This is a genomic window from Bacillus sp. FSL R12-0074 (assembly GCF_038005725.1).
Classification (GTDB): Bacteria; Bacillota; Bacilli; order Bacillales; family Bacillaceae_G; genus Bacillus_A; species Bacillus_A mycoides.
In genome coordinates this window covers 3,431,903-3,448,636 of record NZ_JBBOTR010000001.1, presented here as the reverse complement: position 1 = coordinate 3,448,636, position 16,734 = coordinate 3,431,903, and the positions used below count along the sequence as shown (strand labels likewise).

The 16,734-nt window shown below is 33.7% G+C and carries 16 protein-coding genes and 1 pseudogene; 9 read left to right on the top strand and 8 right to left on the bottom strand.

Annotated features, from left to right (window positions below; all coding sequences use genetic code 11):
* The first annotated feature begins 208 nt into the window (after window positions 1-208).
* The 5 genes and pseudogenes from NSS97_RS17900 to NSS97_RS17880 all read left to right on the top strand — a co-directional run bounded on the left by NSS97_RS17900 (window position 209) and on the right by NSS97_RS17880 (window position 3,899).
* Complete coding sequence (locus NSS97_RS17900) at window positions 209-607, top strand: DUF2871 family protein (protein WP_044439983.1); 399 nt, start codon at window positions 209-211, stop codon at window positions 605-607.
* A gap of 135 nt (window positions 608-742) precedes the next feature.
* Window positions 743-2,134, top strand: a complete 1,392-nt coding sequence (locus NSS97_RS17895) for an FAD-binding oxidoreductase (RefSeq protein WP_341113674.1) — start codon at window positions 743-745, stop codon at window positions 2,132-2,134.
* Window positions 2,135-2,140: 6 nt separating this feature from the next.
* The gene (locus NSS97_RS17890) at window positions 2,141-2,488 is read left to right on the top strand and encodes a DUF4260 domain-containing protein (protein WP_000415340.1); all 348 of its coding nucleotides are present in this window, start codon (window positions 2,141-2,143) and stop codon (window positions 2,486-2,488) included.
* Window positions 2,489-2,733: 245 nt separating this feature from the next.
* Complete coding sequence (locus NSS97_RS17885) at window positions 2,734-3,339, top strand: FMN-binding negative transcriptional regulator (RefSeq protein WP_044439986.1); 606 nt, start codon at window positions 2,734-2,736, stop codon at window positions 3,337-3,339.
* A 350-nt stretch (window positions 3,340-3,689) separates the two neighbouring features.
* Window positions 3,690-3,899: pseudogene (locus NSS97_RS17880) on the top strand (hypothetical protein).
* A 47-nt stretch (window positions 3,900-3,946) separates the two neighbouring features.
* On the opposite strand, the gene NSS97_RS17875 reads toward NSS97_RS17880, so the two are convergent.
* From NSS97_RS17875 to NSS97_RS17855, 5 genes are all read right to left on the bottom strand, one after another.
* The gene (locus NSS97_RS17875; RefSeq protein WP_000592011.1) at window positions 3,947-4,135 is read right to left on the bottom strand and encodes a Phr family secreted Rap phosphatase inhibitor; all 189 of its coding nucleotides are present in this window, start codon (window positions 4,133-4,135) and stop codon (window positions 3,947-3,949) included.
* Complete coding sequence (locus NSS97_RS17870) at window positions 4,132-5,226, bottom strand: response regulator aspartate phosphatase (RefSeq protein WP_107886538.1); 1,095 nt, start codon at window positions 5,224-5,226, stop codon at window positions 4,132-4,134. The genes NSS97_RS17875 and NSS97_RS17870 overlap by 4 nt, the downstream gene beginning before the upstream one ends.
* Before the next feature lie 276 nt (window positions 5,227-5,502).
* A complete protein-coding gene (locus tag NSS97_RS17865; RefSeq protein ID WP_016127388.1) occupies window positions 5,503-6,969 on the bottom strand; it encodes a protein adenylyltransferase SelO in 1,467 nt (488 codons plus the stop codon).
* A 177-nt stretch (window positions 6,970-7,146) separates the two neighbouring features.
* Window positions 7,147-8,145: a zinc-binding dehydrogenase gene (locus NSS97_RS17860; RefSeq protein WP_107886540.1), complete on the bottom strand. Its 999-nt coding sequence runs from the start codon at window positions 8,143-8,145 to the stop codon at window positions 7,147-7,149.
* Between the two features lie 18 nt (window positions 8,146-8,163).
* Window positions 8,164-8,508 (bottom strand): ArsR/SmtB family transcription factor, encoded by a 345-nt coding sequence (locus NSS97_RS17855; protein ID WP_002033417.1) that lies wholly within the window; start codon window positions 8,506-8,508, stop codon window positions 8,164-8,166.
* Between the two features lie 533 nt (window positions 8,509-9,041).
* Between NSS97_RS17855 and NSS97_RS17850 the strand changes: the two genes are divergently transcribed.
* The gene (locus tag NSS97_RS17850) at window positions 9,042-10,658 is read left to right on the top strand and encodes an FAD-dependent oxidoreductase (RefSeq protein ID WP_341113670.1); all 1,617 of its coding nucleotides are present in this window, start codon (window positions 9,042-9,044) and stop codon (window positions 10,656-10,658) included.
* A 120-nt stretch (window positions 10,659-10,778) separates the two neighbouring features.
* Here NSS97_RS17850 and NSS97_RS17845 read toward each other — a convergent pair whose 3' ends face one another.
* Together NSS97_RS17845 and NSS97_RS17840 are read right to left on the bottom strand one after the other, a co-directional pair.
* Window positions 10,779-11,288, bottom strand: a complete 510-nt coding sequence (locus NSS97_RS17845; protein WP_044439995.1) for a DUF3916 domain-containing protein — start codon at window positions 11,286-11,288, stop codon at window positions 10,779-10,781.
* Window positions 11,281-12,132 carry a LysR family transcriptional regulator gene (locus NSS97_RS17840; RefSeq protein WP_044439997.1) on the bottom strand — a complete coding sequence of 284 codons (852 nt, stop codon included), beginning with the start codon at window positions 12,130-12,132 and terminating at the stop codon, window positions 11,281-11,283. The genes NSS97_RS17845 and NSS97_RS17840 overlap by 8 nt, the downstream gene beginning before the upstream one ends.
* 112 nt (window positions 12,133-12,244) lie before the next feature.
* Between NSS97_RS17840 and NSS97_RS17835 the strand changes: the two genes are divergently transcribed.
* On the top strand, window positions 12,245-13,471 hold the full coding sequence (locus tag NSS97_RS17835; protein ID WP_044439999.1) for an MFS transporter: 1,227 nt from the start codon (window positions 12,245-12,247) through the stop codon (window positions 13,469-13,471).
* A 94-nt stretch (window positions 13,472-13,565) separates the two neighbouring features.
* Here NSS97_RS17835 and NSS97_RS17830 read toward each other — a convergent pair whose 3' ends face one another.
* Window positions 13,566-13,793: a hypothetical protein gene (locus NSS97_RS17830; protein WP_341113666.1), complete on the bottom strand. Its 228-nt coding sequence runs from the start codon at window positions 13,791-13,793 to the stop codon at window positions 13,566-13,568.
* Between the two features lie 261 nt (window positions 13,794-14,054).
* Between NSS97_RS17830 and NSS97_RS17825 the strand changes: the two genes are divergently transcribed.
* A complete protein-coding gene (locus NSS97_RS17825) occupies window positions 14,055-15,182 on the top strand; it encodes a serine hydrolase domain-containing protein (protein WP_016120598.1) in 1,128 nt (375 codons plus the stop codon).
* Between the two features lie 285 nt (window positions 15,183-15,467).
* Window positions 15,468-16,631 carry an agmatine deiminase family protein gene (locus NSS97_RS17820; protein WP_044440005.1) on the top strand — a complete coding sequence of 388 codons (1,164 nt, stop codon included), beginning with the start codon at window positions 15,468-15,470 and terminating at the stop codon, window positions 16,629-16,631.
* Window positions 16,632-16,734: the final 103 nt, after the last annotated feature.

Genomic DNA, 16,734 nt, shown 5'->3' with positions numbered 1-16,734 from the left:
CGAAATAAAAGTGCAAGTTATTTTAATTGAGAGTTACTGTTCACATAAAGTTCGATTGTTTTGTATAAAAGGATATTTTATAATTAGGATTGATTGTAAAGAGTGAGATACTTATACAATGACTCCTAGGAAACTAGGAGTTTTTACTATATAACTATCATTATTACTAAATATGACATACTACACATTCTACTTAAGGAGGTACATAATGAAGAAATTATATAATGCATCGTTTACTTATTTGATTATCGGTTTATTGTCAGGAATATTTGCTAGGGAGTATGGAAAATATAAAGGGATTTTAGGCTCTACTTTATTAAATCTTTTGCATACGCATACGTTAGTACTTGGCTTTTTCTTCTTTTTAATTGCTTTAGGATTAGCGAAAGTATTCGCGTTTCATGAAGTGAAAGGATTTAATAACTGGTTTATTTTACATAATATCGCATTAACTTTAATGTTAGGTTCGCTAGCAGCGAGAGGACTTCTTCAACTAAATGGAGCGGACTTTAAAGGGTTAACTTATATTGTAGGGTTCTCTCATTCTCTGATGGCATTTACTTTAGTTTGGTTTATGATTTTATTGAAAAAATCGTCTAAAATATAGTTTTAAAAAAGAACTTGTAGGGAATACTGCAAGTTCTTTTTTTATATAAAACCTCAGGAATCTAACTATTCTGATTATTATGTATAAAAATGGTATAATTAATGCAGAGTAAATAATATAAAAGGAGAGTGCGTAATGGAAATAACAATTGAGCGATTAGTAAATGAATTAAAGGATGTACTTCCTGAAGATCAAGTAGTGGTTAATAAGACAGTAAGAGAGTTACATAGTAAAGATGAATCTTACCATAATAGTAGTTTACCTGATGTAGTTGTTTTTCCAAAAACGATGGAAGAGGTTAGAGCAATAATGAAAGTAGCGAGTGAGCATAAAAAACCTGTCATTCCATTTGGAGTAGGTTCTAGTTTAGAAGGTCATATAATTCCTTATGAAAAGGGGATTACAGTTGATTTTTCATTAATGAACAAAATACTTGAAATAAGAGAGAAAGATTTTCTTGTGAAAGTACAACTAGGAGTGACTCGTTCTCAGCTCAATAAAGAATTGAAAAAGTACGGTTTGTTTTTTAGTGTAGATCCAGGTGCAGATGCAACGTTAGGAGGCATGGCTGCTACGAATGCGAGCGGAACGACAGCGGTTAAGTATGGCGTAATGCGTGATCAAGTTCGTGATTTAGAAGTGGTGCTTGCTGATGGGCAAGTGATACATACTGGCAATTTAGCGGCGAAGTCATCATCAGGTTATCATTTAAATGGTATTTTCGTAGGATCAGAGGGTACGCTTGGATGCTTTACAGAGCTAACATTAAAAGTATACGGCATACCAGAACATGTTATGGCTGCGAGAGCATCGTTTCCAACTATAAATGATGCAGTAGAAGCTGTTATTAACATACTACAAGCTGGTATTCCAATTGCGAGAATAGAGCTTGTTGATGAACTATCTATGAAACAAGTAAATCATTATAACGAAACGAATTACAGAGAAGAACCAACACTGTTTTTAGAGTTTCACGGAAATGAAGCGGGATTAACGCAAGATATCGAGTTTACGAAGGAAATTGTTTTTGATCATAAATGTAAAGAAGTTGCTTTTGAAACTGAAACTGCGGCAAGAAATAAATTATGGGATGCAAGACATAACTTAGCTTATTCTTACGTTCATAGTTACCCTGGTAAAAAGCTAATGAGTACAGATGTATGTGTGCCAATTTCAGAGTTAGCTGGCGCGATTCAAAATGCGAAAGAGACGTTAGATAAGGTGGGCCTTGTTGGTGGTATTCTTGGCCATGTAGGAGACGGGAATTTTCACGTGCTCTTAATGATTGATCCAAATGATAAAGATGAAGTGAAAAAAGCGGACGAAATAAATGAAAGTATTGTACTGTATGCTCTTAAGCGTGGCGGAACTTGTACAGGAGAGCATGGCGTTGGAATAGGAAAGCAGAAGTATCAAGAAGAAGAACATGGTGCGGCATTATTGGTAATGGAGAAAATAAAGAAAGCTCTTGATCCGCAAAATATTTTAAATCCGAATAAAATTTTCAAGCTAGCAGATAAGGAATGATGAATTTTGGAGAAACGAATTATACACTTTGAAGGATTGGTCGTCTTATTAGCTGCGATTTATATATATGCATTATGTGGATTTAGTTGGTTATTATTTATCGTATTACTTTTTGCACCTGATTTAGCAATGGTGGCGTACGCTATTAACAAACGTGTTGGTGCACAAATTTATAATCTATTTCACACATATATCATATCAATATTACTTGTTTTAATAGGGGTCTATTTAAAGATGGATACAATTTTAATGGTTGGTTTAATATGGACAGCACATATTGGAATGGATCGAATGCTTGGGTATGGATTGAAGTATGAAACTGATTTTAAGGATACGCATATTCAGAGGTTATAGCTTAGGTAAAACGGAATTCATTGAATATGTATTAGAAAAAGCTATGAAGGATAGTTGAATAGAAGAGTTTGTATCAATACGAAAATAGACTAAGGTGGCAGAAATCATATAATGCCACCTATTGTTTTTGAAGAAGAGGTTTTACTATATGAACTGACCTTATAAAACAATTACAATCTGCCCCTGCCAAATAATAAATCTCGTAAATATAATGAGAAATAAGAAGATAAGAAAAGAGGGAGCTTATGTACATACCAAAACATTTCACTATACAAGATGAAGAGACGAAGTACGAAATTATTGAACAAAATAGCTTTGCAACTTTATTTTCTCAACATAACGGAGCACCGTACGCAACGCATTTACCGTTATTGTTAAATAGGGAAACACTTACTTTATCCGGGCATTTTGCACGTCCAAATGAGCAATGGAAAGATAGTGAAAATCAACAAGTGTTAGCTGTTTTTCAAGGACCACATAGTTACATCTCTCCGTCATGGTATGAAACAAATAAAGCAGTACCAACATGGAACTATGTTGCGGTCCATGTATATGGAGAGTTAGAAATTGTTGAAGATGAACAGGAATTAATAGATTCTCTTCAAGATTTAGTACATAAATATGAAAATCCAAAGAGCACGTACTCACTGAATGATGTAGATCCGAATTATATGGAAGGATTAAGTAGGGGAATAGTTGGGTTCAAAATAAAGATAAATAAAATAGAAGGAAAAGCGAAGTTAAGTCAAAATCATTCTGGGCAAAGACGGAAATTAGTTGTGGAGGAACTTGAGAAAGTTGGTAGTGAGGGGAGTAGGGGGATTGCTGATTTGATGAAAGAAATAGAGTGATTTCATATGAAGTAAAGGGATATTTCTATTTTTGTAGAAATATCTTTTACTTGAAAGAAAAACTGCCTCCGTAGCTCTAGAAGGGAAGAGCGCCGGAAAACAGTGTAGAACCGGGTCGCAAGGCGAAGGTTTCAGAAGCACCGAAAAGCAAATAAGCTGAGACAGGTGAAACTCCTGTCGGTGAAATTCCGTAGGGAAGCGTGTTCCCCTTAGCCTATGCTTACGAAAGGAGTACGGGTTCGAATCCCGTCGGAGGCATATAGAAAACCGTATATTAAGAAATAGTTTGTCTTTGTTATACTCATTTAATGGTAAAATTAAAGTTAGGATATTTTATAGTGGGAAACAAAATGGAAGTGTTTTTAGTAGCCATCTTTTCAGCGACTATCATAATGATGACTGTTTTTGTTATAACAAAGGCTTGTTTTACGGGGTAAAAGAGGAATGATATATCATTTCGGAAATTTATTTTTTTATTAAGTGTTTCAATTATGATAGGCTGTTTAGTATCATGGGTGTTACCATTTGGCTATGAAAAAATATTGGATTATATTAACTAAATAAGCGCATTTTAAAAAGACCTTCTTAATTGAAGGTCTTTCATTTTTTAAAGTGCTTTTTCAGCTGTTGTCGTGTTGTAGTCTTTACTAACGTCAACTGATTGAACAAAATCAGGTCTTTGTGGTGCAGGAAGATCGGCATGACTTGCTTGATATGTAAATGAACTATTTATTCCAATAGACACAATACCAATAACAGATAATCCTAAAACGAGAGAACTAATTTTTTTAATCATTTTAGAGCTCCTTTCTCAAACGTTTTTTCTTTTGCTTGTAACGCTTTATGAAAATATTCACTCGCCTTTATATGATTATTTTCATCATAAAATTTAACAGCTAGTTTCTCTGAATACTCTTGAGTGTAGTTATATAAAGATTCTTTGTCGAAATAAGTAATTCCTTCAAGAATAATTTTTTCTAGATCTTCAGTTGACTCATTATTGTTAAATGAATTTAAATTTTTAAAATGAAGTATATATTCTTCATTATTTAGTTCTGTACAAACTTTTAATCCTTTTTTAATAAGTTCTTCCGCAATATTTATTTCACCAAGTTTAGAATGTTCTCTAGCTTGTAAAAAGGTCGCTTTAAAATGTGTAGGTATTTTTGTTGTAACTTCTGATAAATGTCGAATTGCTAGAGGAGAAAGGTTTTGACTTGCATAGAGCCAACCTAGATTATTGCGAACACTTAAAACTAAAGCATTCTCGTTGAATTTTTGTAAAATAGAAAGAGCAGAATTGAATTTTTCCTCTGCTTGTTCATATTGTTTTAAAAATACACATGAAGAACCAATTATGTTGTCACAAAGCGCTAATTTTATTTCAAATCCTTTTTCAGTAATGAAAATTTCTCTGGCTTTTGTTGCTTGCTGAATTGCTTCAATAGGTTTATAAAAATGTTGATTAAAGATAGCGAATCGATAATTGAATTCTGCTTCCTCTAATTTATCTGAAATATTGACTAATAGTTTCTCTGCCTTTTCATAATGTTTACTCGCTAAGTTATAATTTGTTGTTAAAGTAGCATAAATCGCTTTAAACAAATTATAGTAATAAGAAAGTGGATGTTTAGATGAGATGGTATAAGAATCTATCTTATCAAAACTATCTTTAGTAATACTTAAACTAGCTGTTAAAATTTTATAGCGAAAATCTAGTAAGGAATAGTATAATGCTAAATTTTCGTCTTCTTTAAAATGTAGTTCCTTTTCCTCAATTTCATGCTTTAAATTCGTCGCCTGTGAAACATCTTGCTTTAGCATAGCTAAATACCAATCATTAAATAGTTTTGTAATTTGTTCATTACCTTGTAGTTGAACGTTCATGAAATCCCCTCACTTTTTGAATATTCTTATAAAACATATTATCAAAAATAATAATATTTAGAAATGGGGTTTTATATTTCTCAATATTTGTTTAGTGGATTTATTATTAAACAAATTGGAATAAAGTCAGTTTTGTTCTTTAGTTTAAGGGAGGGGAGTGTGGAATATAGTAAGGATAACTATAAGATGCTTCAGTCTATCTGTTTAAAAGGGAAGTGTATAAAAAAAGTGTGTTCACACAATTTGTATGAACACACCTTTTTACATATTAAACAATCACGTCCCACAAAAAGTACGATAAGGACGATTCGACGGCGCTGGAGGCGTGCAGTAATCCGCTTGTTCTTGAGAATATTCATAAGGATTTGCTAAAGCTTGAAGAAGTTTCTCCATTACGCTATAGTCTCCATTTTTAACAGCTGCTTCTAGTGCTTCTTCTACTCTGTGGTTTCGAGGGATGATTACTGGGTTGTTATTTTTCATTAATTTGTATGCATCATCTTTCGATTCTTTTTGTCTTTCTAACCGAGATTGCCATAGCTCGTACCATTCTTTAAATTCAGGACTTTCAAATAAAGGTGCATTTTCTAATATATTGTCAGTTAATGCACGGAATGTATTTGTATAATCTGCTTTATATTTTTCCATTGCTTTTAAAAGTTTCTCAATAAGTGATTGATCTTGCTCTTCATTGCTAAATAGTCCTAATTTCTTCTTCGTTCCGAGGAACCAATTGTTTTCGTACTGCACACTGAACTTTGAAATTTCATCTTGTGCAATTTTTAGTGCTTCTTCTTCATCTTCATGTAGTATCGGTATTAAAGATTCAGCTAAACGTGCGAGATCCCATGCAGCCATATATGGTTGATTTCCGTATGCATAACGGCCTTGTGTGTCAATAGAGCTAAATACTGTTCCTTGATTATAACTATCCATAAAGGCACATGGACCGTAATCAATCGTTTCACCGCTAATCGTTATATTGTCAGTGTTCATTACGCCGTGAATGAAGCCAACGAGTTGCCATTTTGCGATAAGGCTTGCTTGTCTCTTAATGACTTCTTGTAGTAGTGCGACATATGGATTTTCAGTAGATTCAACCTCTGGATAATGTCTTTTTATCGTATAATCAGCTAAAGCTTTGAGATCTTCGATTGAGCCTCGAGCTGCGGCGTATTGGAATGTTCCAACGCGTATATGACTGCTTGCAACTCTAGTTAAAATAGCTCCAGGTAACTTCGTTTCGCGATAGATTGTTTCGCCAGTTGAGACTACTGCTAAACTGCGAGTAGTTGGAATATCAAGCGCGTACATCGCTTCACTAATAATATACTCACGTAGCATTGGACCGAGTGCAGCGCGACCATCACCACGGCGCGAATATGGAGTTGGACCGGAACCTTTCAATTGAATATCAAACCGTTCGCCTGAAGGAGTAATTTGTTCTCCAATTAAAAGGGCACGACCATCTCCTAACATGTTGAAATGACCAAATTGGTGCCCAGCATACGCTTGAGCTAGTGGATGAGCTCCTTCTGGAATAGTATTACCAGCTAAAATGGCGATTTCAGCGTCCTTTTTTAGTTCCTCAGGATTAAAGCCAAGAGATATTGCTAAAGAATTATTTAGTTTAATTAACTCCGGTGAGTGTACAGGAGTTGGGGGGATTTCTGTATAAAATGATTGTGGTAAAGTTGTATAACTATTATCTAAATTCCAACCTGCTTCATTATTTTTAGTCATTTTATCTCCTCCTTGTTTATTTTTTTATTATGTATTTGTACGTATGTATTCTTTGTAAAATTAGCTAAAAGTATAATATGATATTTCCCCTTGAAATCTATTGTAAGGACTTCACTGCACTATGTCTATTTAACAGCAAATAATAAAACTCCATTTTAAAAAAATGGAGTTTTATTATTATTTGATTTTTACAATTATCTTTCCTTTTGCTCTTCCAGACTCTGAATATTCCATTGCTTTTTGAGTATCTTCAAAATGGAAAATGCGATCGATTATAGGTTTGATTTGTCCAGATTCAATATACTTTGCAATTATACGTAATTGATCTCCGCTTGGTTTCATAAACAAAAACGAATATTGAGCATTATGCTTTTTTTCAAGTGCAGTAAGTTTTTTGCTTGCTAATGAAAATAAGAGTGTTTTGAAAAATCCTGAACCAAATTCTTTACCGAAGCGAGCATTCGGCATTCCTGAAACGGAAACAATGTTCCCTTCGCTTTTTATAATATCGAATGATTTTTCAAGTGTTGTACCGCCAAGTGTATCAAATACTGCATCATAATTTTTCAGTATATCTTCAAACTTTTCTTTTTTGTAATTAATAATTTCATCTGCGCCAATAGACTTTACTAAATTTTCACCAGCTTCACTAGCAGTTGTTGCAACAGTGGCACCCATTATTTTTGCTAACTGAATTGCGAAAGTACCAACACCGCCGGATCCAGCGTGAATCAAAATCTTTTGTCCTTTTTGTAATTGCATGATGTCATGTAATGCTTGATATGATGTTAAGCCAACGAGAGGAATCGACGCCGCTTCCTCAAAAGTTAAATTTTTCGGTTTTAGGGCTATATCATCTTCATGAATGGCTATATATTCCGCAAAAGTACCGATCTTATCTTTTCTTGGACGTGCATATATTTCATCACCAACTTTAAATTGAGTCACCTTTGTTCCGACTTTTACAATGACACCAGAAAAGTCATTACCAAGAATAAGGGGCATTTTATATTTAAGTAACAACTTCACTTTTCCATCGCGTATTTTAAAATCAATTGGGTTAATGCTAGCTGCATGAATTTCTGCGAGCACCTCATACTGATTTATTTCAGGGGTGGGCATCTCAGTCATGCGCATTGGAACTTTCCCATACTTATCAATCACCATTGCTCTCATTTCTTATACCTCCAAAGTTCAATAAAAGTTTTGCAGTAGCTTCTCAATATCTAATACAAGATTTTTTAATAATCCTAATTTTGTACGTATGTCAATATAATAAAAGTTCTTTGTACCTTCTTTACGCATTAAAATAATACCAGCTTCTCGTAAAATCTTAAGGTGATGTGATACTGCTGGTCGAGAAAGGTGTGTTTGTTTAGTGATTTCGCCAACACGTAATCCAGTTTGACATTCTGTTTTCATTAGAACTAACAAAATAGCTTGACGTGTTTCGTCACCAATTGCTACTAATACTTTTTGACAATTAATAAAATCTTCTTTAATAACATTTAATTGTTCTTGTTTATTCATTTCAATCACTATACCTCCAATAATTAGTCGAAAGGTTTAAGATGATGAACCATTACATCGATACGGTAATGCTACATGAATGTTGTATGAGCTGCAATATTGAGAAAGAAAATCGAGACGAATCCATTTTTACGTATTGAAAATTATGGAGTAGTTATTATAGGGAATAGAAAATAATGGAGTTGAAAGGTAGAAAATGATTTAACAATACGATGTCTGCCGAGGATAAAGGGTAGCCATTTAACAATAAAATAAGCAGTCGTAACCTTGTATAATTTACAAGGTTACGACCGCTTATAATGTTTTTATTATTTTTGATGTCTATATCAGAGAATAGTTCAAAGTAAAGTAGGGCCTTCTTTTTTATCCTTTCATACACACACAAATTAAGTGATTTGTAGATGTATGAAAGGATAAAAGTAATTTGGGGCGTAATCTATCTATATGATAATTCAAAATGAAATATAAGTCTATATTTTTGTTGGTTTTTTGATTATATTTATGTCACTGAGCTCAGAAGAATATATGTGGAGGGAAAATGTATGGAATCGAAACATGTACCAGTTTTAATTGTTGGAGGGGGATTATCAGGATTATCGTCTGCATTATTTCTTGCGAAACATAACATTGATTATGTACTTATTGAAAGGCATCCGTCTACTGCGATTCATCCGAAAGCGGGTGGAATTACATTTCGCACAATGGAATTATTCCGAGAACTGGGTCTAGAAAAAGGAATTAGATTAGCTGGTAAAGCATTAGAGAATTGTCACGGAAGAATTGCAGTTCAAACAATAGCTGAGGTAAAGCATGAAGAGTTGGAACAAATAAGGGCGGCGCAGTATGAAAATAACGAAAATTCATTTCGTAAAGTGGAAGAGATTAGCCCATCAAAACAAACTGCTTGTTATCAAATTACTTTAGAAGAGATGATGTTACAATGCGCGAAAAAATTAGGCGGAGAGCTATCTTTTTATCATGAACTGGTTTCTTATGAACAAAATGAGAACGGAGTAATAGCAACTATTCGAAATCGTGACACGAAAGAAGAGAGCATGATTCATTGTGATTATGTAATTGCAGCAGATGGAGCGAAAAGTAAAATACGTGAACAGCTAGGTATTCTAACTGAGGGCCGTGGTACAATCGGTGGTTATTATATGAACATATATTTTGAAGCGGATTTGAGTGAATTTATTAAAGGAGACGCATTCGGTTTTACTATGATACTTCATCCAGAAGTAATTGGTGCGCTTATTCCAGTCGATAACGAAAGTAAATGGATTTATCATGTAGCTTATGATCCAGTAAAAGGGGAGCGACCAGAGGATTTCTCTATAGAACGCTGTAAACAAATTATTCAAACTGCAATTGGAAGTACGGATATTAAGCCAGAAATAGTAAGTGTTTTACCGTGGGAAGCGAGTGAAAGTACAGCGGTAAAATTTCAGGAAAATCGCATCTTTTTAGTTGGTGACTCGGCGCATATTATGCCGCCAACAGGAGGATTCGGTTCAAATACAGGAATACAAGATGCACATAATTTAGCTTGGAAATTAGCGGCTGTTATAAAAGGGAAAGCAAATCCAAAATTGTTAGAAACGTATCATAACGAGAGATATCCTGTTGCAAAATTAACGACGGACCATGCGAGTAGTATATTATTTCGTGCTGCGAATAGAGAGGAAGGTAATTTGAGTAATATGGATAGTTTAGCTGTCACTGCTGGTTATCAGTATTGCTCAGAAGCAATTATAGACGAATGTAACACACCGCATAGAATGAATATAGTTGATTTGAACGGACGCCCGGGAACGCGTGCGCCACATTTTTGGGGAACTTATGAAGGAAAAGAAGTTTCTATACTTGATCTATTTGGTAGCAACTTTGTGTTACTTACTGGAGCAGAGCCTAGTACTTGGACTGAAGCTGCAAATGTTGTTTCATCTGGATTAGGAGTAAAGATAAAAGTGTATCAGGTAGGTTTAACTGGTGATTTTATCGATCAAGGTAACTTTTTTAGAAAACTATACGGGATAGAAAATGGAGGAGCGGTAGTAATAAGACCAGATGGATTTATTGGATGGCGTACGGAAAATGAGGTATTAAAGCCGAACGTATTACTTGAAGAAGTAATGAACAATTTATTGTGTAATTAAATAAGAAGCACTGCTTGTATTTCACAAGCGGTGCTTTATAACAATCCACTTTCAACTTACAAAATAAAAATATTGTAAGTTGAAAGTGGATATATTCGAAAAATCGTTGATATTATTTGATTATGATAACTCTCCGATAAACGAAAGTTCTTCTTCGAAAAATCCATCTTCATCATTGATTATCTCTTGGAAATACAATGTTTGGACACTGTTAGAAATTGATATTTTCCATTCATGCCTGAAGTCGGACTCATTGGAAAGAGGCATCCATTTTTGAAATTCGTTATCTCTATTGAAAAAATTTTGAAAGTAGTCATCGTTTTTAAATATGATGATTTGTGAGTTCCATAAGCTTGCTATTTTGATCATAACAACGACTCGATATGTATTTGTATCGTTCGGTTTCATTGTCATTAATTGATTCGCTTGATTTAACAGGGTTTGAATGCACAATCGCTTTACTTTCCTAGGTGTTGTACTAGAATTGATAAAAGCTTGAGAGCCTGGTAAAGGCATATGCCAGTATTCATCGTTATAGAAAGTAGACGGAAATGCTTTAGTAGAGTCTTCAATTCTTTTTATAAGAGTTTTTGTTTTTCGGTTCATTCCGCGTATTTTTTTTTCACGCATTGTTGATCATCTCCATAAATTTTTGCAAGGCAGCTGAGTGGAAAATATCTTTTCGAATAATAAAGGTAGTAGGAACCTTTCTAAAGTGATTTGGTAATGTATTTAAAGATAAACCATGTTCGTAATCTGGAATAATAGATTTCAGCATAATAGCCGTACCCATACCTGATTTTACACATGCAAGTATTGCTTCAATTGTTCCGAACTCTAGTATTCTTTTAGGTGAAATCCCTTCTTCTTGAAGCCAGTTTTCTAATAGTTTTCTGTAATAACAACCTTGACTAAAAGCGAGTAAATTCAGTTCTTCTATTGTTTTAAAGGAAGATAGAGGAGTCTTGCTAATGAGAACGAGTTCTTCTTCTCGAAATGAAAGTGTATGAAGTTCAGTATGCTGAATATTTCCAGCGATAAGAGCCCCGTCTAGTTTTCGCTCTAAAACGAGCTGAGTTAATTGGTCTGTCGTATTTGTTTCTAGAATCAATTCAACTTCTGGATACTTTTCATAATAGGTCGTTAATATAGGCGGGAGACGAACGGCTGTTGTCGATTCTGTACACCCGATTTTTAACGTGCCTTTTGGCTCGGTTCCGTTACTTTGGACAGCTTGAATGGATTGATCGATTAGATGGATGATTTGTTTTGCATATGTTAATAAAATTTCTCCGTTAGAAGTTAAAGTAACGCCTTTTCCTTTTCGATAAAATAAAGGCACACCTAACTCAATTTCTAGTTGTTTTATACGCATCGTTACACCTGATTGTACATAATTTAAGTTTTTAGCAGCATGAGATATATTTCCTACTGTCGCAACTTCGTAAAAAACCGTTAAATCTTTTATGTCCATTTATTATCACCCCGAAAAAGGTATCAATTTTTTTGATGGATTCTATTATTAACACTTATTTTACATGATATCAGAACCTTCATACAATGAAAGGGATATGGGGGAGATAACGTTGATAAGTGAAGAAAAAATTGAAAAGTACAGTAGTTCTAATAAATGGATCATGTTAACTTTGGCAACGGTAGCACAGGCAAGTGCAACACTTATAACATATGGAGTAGGGGTACTTGCGTTATTTTGGAAAGAGAAATATGCACTTTCGAATATGCAGGTTGGGTTGTTAATAAGTGCTGTAAATATTGGTCCGCTGTTTTGTATGCTTTTTGCCGGAAGGTTACTTGATCGATATAACGAAAGAATATTAATTGGAGCGAGTGCTGTATTACTTGGTGGGGCGCTGTTACTTGCTCATACGGCAAGGGGATTTATTGGGTTATTATTTGTTCTTCTTTTAATAGGGACCTTTTATAGTGTATCCCAGCCAGGGGGAAGTAAAGTAATCTTGAAATGGTTTCCGAAAGAGATTCGCGGATTAGCTATGGGAATACGGCAAGCTGGTATACCTATTGGTGGGGCGTTAGCAGGAGTAATAATCCCTTTGCTTACAATTAAATTTAGTTTAGCTTATACGATAAATGTAATTGCAACTATATGTATAATAGGCGGGTTATTGTTTTTCATATTTTATAAGGAATCGTACGTACGAGAACACACGAGCCAAGAAAATGTAAGTATTTCTTTTTGGATGCAGTTAAAAAAGGTAATATGTAAAAAAGAGCTGTATCCAATTTTTATTACAGGTATTTACATGATTTCTTTACAAATGATATTAGTCGGACATTTTATAAAATTTTTAGTCATTGAAAAATCGATAACACCTATTGTAGCAGGGAAAGTATTTTCAGTTATGCTAGTTGCAGGAATGATAGGTCGAATTATATTAGCTACAATAAGTGATACATATTACAAAGGTGATCGTCGTACACCTTTATTAATAACTGTATGTATATCTTTTTGCTTAATTTTAGTTGTTGTAATGAGTATAAACACAATGACACTTGAGGCATTGTTTGTGATGAGCGGAATGCTAGGGTTCTTTGCGATCGGTTGGTTTAGTCTTTTTATGGTTGAAGTTGCTGAGTCTGCAAGTGAGGAATTGGTTGGTCTAACAGTGAGTTTTGCGCTTACACTTAATCAAATTGCTATTATCTTTGCACCTGCTTTGTTTGGTTATATAGTAGATGGAAAAGGCTACACATATGCATGGATGGGGATAGCTGCATTACTAAGCGTTTCAGCAGTGAGTTTATGTAAAAGTAAACGAATATTAAAAATGTAAATCTTTTATGAAGAAAATCTAAAGAAATGTCGTGAGAGTGACATTTCTTTTTTTATATGCTGTATAATCAATTTAGAAATGAGATTCGTTTTCATTAACGCTCATTTCCTCTTTTGAAATTACCTGTAATTTTAGCCATAATAAGCTGTTTTTCTTTTTCGTTACTTGTCCGATTTATTTTGTTTAAAAATTTTTCAGCATCATTTCCTTTTAAAATCATAATCTGTTTTCCGCGATATTCAATTAAAACTATATTGTTTTTTGTTACTCGATAATGAAACATCATATCATCTAAACGATTGCGCTTATCGGTCTTTTTCAAATTAACGCCTCCATTCTTGTTAATGTGTAACGAATGTTACATAAAAAATTTAAATTAAGGTTGGATGTATCCGATTGTAAGGTGGAAATTTTGTAAAAAAGAACTACAATAGAGAGTAGTTAAAATTTGAACGTTAGAAAAAGGAATCTAGTTTACTATGAGGAATAATAGAGTAGATAGATTATAAGATATTTAAAAACTAAAAGATATAGAATAGAATGGAAAAGTATAAAGTGAAACTAGATAAAAGAGGGTTCCCATATGTTTAAGAAATGGTTAATCGCTTTCTTTGTTTTTGCTATTTTTTGTGGGAGTGTCGCTGCACTCATACATGCAAATAAAGAAAAGAAATACAGTTTGAAGGCATTTTCAAATTTTGAGGATAAAGTTGGAAATGTTCAACCGAAAGTTGATGCGAATCAGCAAAAACGTTATGATATTGCAGCAACGAAACTCGATCAATATTTAAAAGATAAAGGATTTAACGGAACGGTTCTCGTAACGGATAAAAATAATGTGGTTTTACGAAAAGGCTACGGGTATGCGAATATAAAAGATAAAGTTTTAACAACGCCAAGAACAAAATATCGCATCGGTTCCATAACGAAAACGGTAGTTGCAATATCTATATTACAGCTAAGAGAAAAAGGGAAATTGAATATTGAAGACAATGTAAATAAGTATATTCCATCGTTTCCAGCAGATAAAAACATTACGTTACGAAATTTGTTAACACATACGTCCGGGTTACCAGATCAGGGACAAGGTAGTGTTGATGCGGCATCACGTTTAAAGTTAGTAACGTGGATTGGAGCGCAAAAGTTGCAATTTCCTGCAGGGACAGGATGGAAATATACAGATTATAATTATATGGTACTTGCGTATATTGTAGAAAAGATATCGAATAAACCGCTTGCTGAATATGTGAAAGAAAACATTTTTACTCCTGTTGAAATGAATGAATCTGGTATGGGTGCAACTCTCCCTGAAGATATTTTCTTAGCAGAAGGTTACACGAAAAAAGATAATGAGTTAATAGCTACACCCCGCTTAAAAATGAACTGGCTGTATGGTTGTGGTGAAATGTATACGACCGTTGAAGATATGAAAAGATTAGATGAGGCTATTATGGATGGAAAGCTGATTTCTAAACAAAGCTTATCAGATATGTTTACAGTATCACCTGCGAGAAAATATGGATTTAGCTTCTATATTTACCCAGATTATTATCATAACCACGGTGTATTAGCTGGCTGGAACACTTTTAATAATTTTAACTGGGATAAAAGAACGTTTGTAATATTATTCTCTAACGTACAAAATGGTATGAATGATACATTTAATCAAGAGTTTAGGAAATTAGCGAATGATTTAATAGAAGGAAAATAATTATTTAAAAATCGGTATTGATATAAAATTATCAATACCGATTTTTTTATTTAGTGAACAAGCATGTATGAGAGGGGATTAGTATTAGAATAAATTTATGAAGGAAGTTAAATGATATGGATGTTAAATATAGGAAGTGTATTTTGTGAATGTCATCTATTTGTATTGAAATTATGTGATTATCATGCGGAAGAATAATTGGTAATTTTTACATTGATGAAAAAGCTTGAGCTTCACACTATGTTAAGCCTTACAGTATTGTAGACATGAACAGGAGGTTGAAAAATGAAAAAAATAGTAAAGTTTTGTTTAATAGCTACATTATCTACAACGATTATTAGTGGATGTTCTTTTGAAGGGAATAATGAAAATGCCAAAGGGAAAGAGAAAGAGGATAAAAAAGTAGAGGTACAGAAAAACGCTGGAAAATATACGATGCCGGATGAAAAAGATAAACATGAAGGTACATGGCTACAATGGCCTCATGAATACACATATGGTCAAGAGTATAAACAAGAAGTTGAACCTATTTGGATTAAGATGGCAAGTGCTTTAACTGAGGGTGAAAAAGTCCACATTGTTGCATATAATGAGGAAGAGAAAGAGCGAATCAATAAGCTTTTAATAGATAAAGGGCTGAATATGGATAAAGTTGATTTCTTTATCGCTCCTACTGATGATGTGTGGGCAAGAGATAGTGGACCGATTTTTGTTTATGACAATAATAAAAATCTGAAAATATTAGATCCAGCATTTAATGGTTGGGGAAAGAAAACTCCATATAAAAATGATGCCCGTATACGTGAGAATGTTAGTAAACAATTAGGGATTGAAAGAATTGATTGGGGGAAATTTGTCCTTGAAGGTGGCGCAATTGAATTAGACAGCAATGGGACTGCTTTATTAACTCGAAGCGCAGTAACGAATAAAAATAGAAATCCTGATTTATCAGAAGCTGAAATTGAAAAATATATAAGTGACCTTGGGGTGACAAACTTTATTTGGTTAGATGGAGTGCCTAATTTAGATATTACTGATTTTCATATTGATGGATTTGCTAAATTCCATGATAAATCTACAATCGTAACGATGGCAGAAGATGACTTGGCTGAATGGGGCTTGTCAAACAAAGATATGGATAAATTGTTAGATGCAAAAAATGCTTCAGGACAGAAATATAAGTACGAATACTTACCGCTTAGTAAAGATAAAGTTACTTTAGAAGGTGGAAAAACTCTAGATTATAAGGGGTCATATATCAATTATTATGTTGGTAATACAGTTATATTGGTGCCTAACTATAATGATCCAAATGACAAAATCGCAAACGATACGATTCAGAAATTATACCCGGATCGTAAAGTAGTGGGAATTGATGTGAGAGAGCTTTATAAAAATGGCGGAATGATCCATTGTGTGACACAGCAACAACCGATTCAATTGAAGTAATCGATTATAGTTTCGTTATGTTGCTTTATAGACAAAATAGGTGAAATGCTATCTTTACTTATTTTGTCTTGTTTTAACATCTGTAACAAGATAGGAATGTATA

Bases quoted from the DNA above. Each gene is read 5' to 3' on its own strand.
- NSS97_RS17845 (WP_044439995.1), bottom strand. From the start codon at position 11,288: ATGCGTGAAAAAAAAATACGCGGAATGAACCGAAAAACAAAAACTCTT.
- NSS97_RS17865 (WP_016127388.1), bottom strand. From the start codon at position 6,969: ATGACTAAAAATAATGAAGCAGGTTGGAATTTAGATAATAGTTATACA.
- NSS97_RS17885 (WP_044439986.1), top strand. From the start codon at position 2,734: ATGTACATACCAAAACATTTCACTATACAAGATGAAGAGACGAAGTAC.
- NSS97_RS17895 (WP_341113674.1), top strand. From the start codon at position 743: ATGGAAATAACAATTGAGCGATTAGTAAATGAATTAAAGGATGTACTT.
- NSS97_RS17875 (WP_000592011.1), bottom strand. From the start codon at position 4,135: ATGATTAAAAAAATTAGTTCTCTCGTTTTAGGATTATCTGTTATTGGT.
- NSS97_RS17825 (WP_016120598.1), top strand. From the start codon at position 14,055: ATGTTTAAGAAATGGTTAATCGCTTTCTTTGTTTTTGCTATTTTTTGT.
- NSS97_RS17870 (WP_107886538.1), bottom strand. From the start codon at position 5,226: ATGAACGTTCAACTACAAGGTAATGAACAAATTACAAAACTATTTAAT.
- NSS97_RS17840 (WP_044439997.1), bottom strand. From the start codon at position 12,132: ATGGACATAAAAGATTTAACGGTTTTTTACGAAGTTGCGACAGTAGGA.
- NSS97_RS17820 (WP_044440005.1), top strand. From the start codon at position 15,468: ATGAAAAAAATAGTAAAGTTTTGTTTAATAGCTACATTATCTACAACG.
- NSS97_RS17900 (WP_044439983.1), top strand. From the start codon at position 209: ATGAAGAAATTATATAATGCATCGTTTACTTATTTGATTATCGGTTTA.
- NSS97_RS17850 (WP_341113670.1), top strand. From the start codon at position 9,042: ATGGAATCGAAACATGTACCAGTTTTAATTGTTGGAGGGGGATTATCA.
- NSS97_RS17860 (WP_107886540.1), bottom strand. From the start codon at position 8,145: ATGAGAGCAATGGTGATTGATAAGTATGGGAAAGTTCCAATGCGCATG.